Origin of the sequence: Kitasatospora sp. NPDC057015, assembly GCF_042673745.1 — a bacterium.
Taxonomy (GTDB): domain Bacteria; phylum Actinomycetota; class Actinomycetes; order Streptomycetales; family Streptomycetaceae; genus Kitasatospora.
Window position 1 is genome coordinate 1 of sequence record NZ_JBHUSG010000144.1, and the last position, 1,531, is coordinate 1,531.

2 protein-coding genes are annotated in these 1,531 nt (G+C 60.7%); both read right to left on the reverse strand.

Annotated features, from left to right (window positions below; all coding sequences use genetic code 11):
• Positions 1-773, reverse strand: a 773-nt coding sequence (locus ACFTWP_RS41700; RefSeq protein WP_380270391.1) for a glycosyltransferase, incomplete at its 3' end; no start/stop codon positions are given.
• Positions 748-1,531 (reverse strand): lipopolysaccharide biosynthesis protein (locus ACFTWP_RS41705; protein ID WP_380270392.1); only part of this gene is annotated, 784 nt, incomplete at its 5' end. The genes ACFTWP_RS41705 and ACFTWP_RS41700, both read right to left, overlap by 26 nt.

Here is a 1,531-nt window from a genome sequence, read left to right on the forward strand (position 1 = left end):
ATTCCGAGGCGCTCGCAGCGCTCGCGCAGCGACGCCTCGAGCTCGCCGGCGCCGATAATCAGCAGCGAAACACCGATCGCCGTTGCCCGCGAACGCGCGTACGCGTCGATGACTTTGTCGACACGCTTGCGAGCCACCAGGCGCGACACGCAGACGATGTACCTTTCCGGCAACCCCATCTGCGCGCGGAGCTCGGACGGCCGGACGCGTGCCGCGGCGGCGGCCGTCGTGAACCGACTGTTGTCGACCACGTCGTAGCCTACGTGGATGCGCTCCGCTGGAATGCCGAGGAACTGGAAGTACTGACGCTGCCGGCGCCCGGCCACGATCGCGCCGTCATACAGGCACGCGAGCCGGGCCTTGAGCAGTTCGCGTCCCGGCCGGCGCACGCCGTCGTCGAACTTGCTGTCCGCACAAAACACGATTTTCGTGCGACGCGCCAACCATCGGTAAATCAACCCGACGATCGAATATGGAAAGTTGTATCCGATCGTCACGATCATGTCCGGCTTTTCACGAACGATTTCCCTGAACAGGCGCGCGAGCAATATCGGCCGCTTGAACTGCGCACGCTCCTGCGCCACGTAACGCCAGCCGCTTGCCGGCGCATCGCACCCGGAGTGCCCTGCGTCTCGATGGAGGTAATCGGACGATTTGCGATTCATCACCAGCACGCGAAATTCGACGTTCGCCTGCACGAGACGGCGCTGCGCATCGTTCAAACGCGCGGTATGGTAATCGCCGATGCTACCGATCAAGAACAGAACCTTCATATTCCTTCTCGCGATACTCTTGAAATACCTCGTATTCGCCGAAGAGAACCAGGAATACGTCGAGGCCCAGCAGACAGATCGCGACGGATACGATTCCCCCATGCCGCACAGCCAACAGTCCGACAACGATCGTCATGCCGGCGGCAAACAAATAGGCAAACGCAAAGCGGATATGGCGATTGATCGCAATCACGAAGATGGACGCGGATTGCCACAGCGAATTCGCGACCATCGAGAGCAACAGGATGTCGAACAGCGTCGAATCGAAAACGACGTGCTTGCCGGTCCAAGCGGTATAAAACCGCTCTCCGTATGCGCTCATTGCGACACCGACCGCGCCCGCGACAACCACGGTCACGATCGTCAGTCTGCGCTTGATACGTATGACGTCCGCCTTTCTCCCCACCGCGGCAAGCTTCGACACTTCCGACCAGACCGAGTTGGACAACAGGTTCATCATTTGCACGGCGACTCGCGTAAGCGTTCGCATCGTCGAAAACGCCGCCACCTGTGCCGGGCCGAGTGCCGTCCCGATCACCCAGAGGATTCCCTGGAAATTCAGCCCGTTGCTGAGCGGGAATCCGAGGAACGCCAGGGACGGAACCAGAGATTTCCTGAGCCAGCCCCAGTCGATCGTCAATGGAAATAGCGTGGCCCACGGGCAATAGCGTTTCTTCACGACGTGCTGCGCGACGAAGCCGGCAATGCGCGCGAGGAGCATGCCGGTGGCGACGGCAATCGGTGTCTTGAATATCACC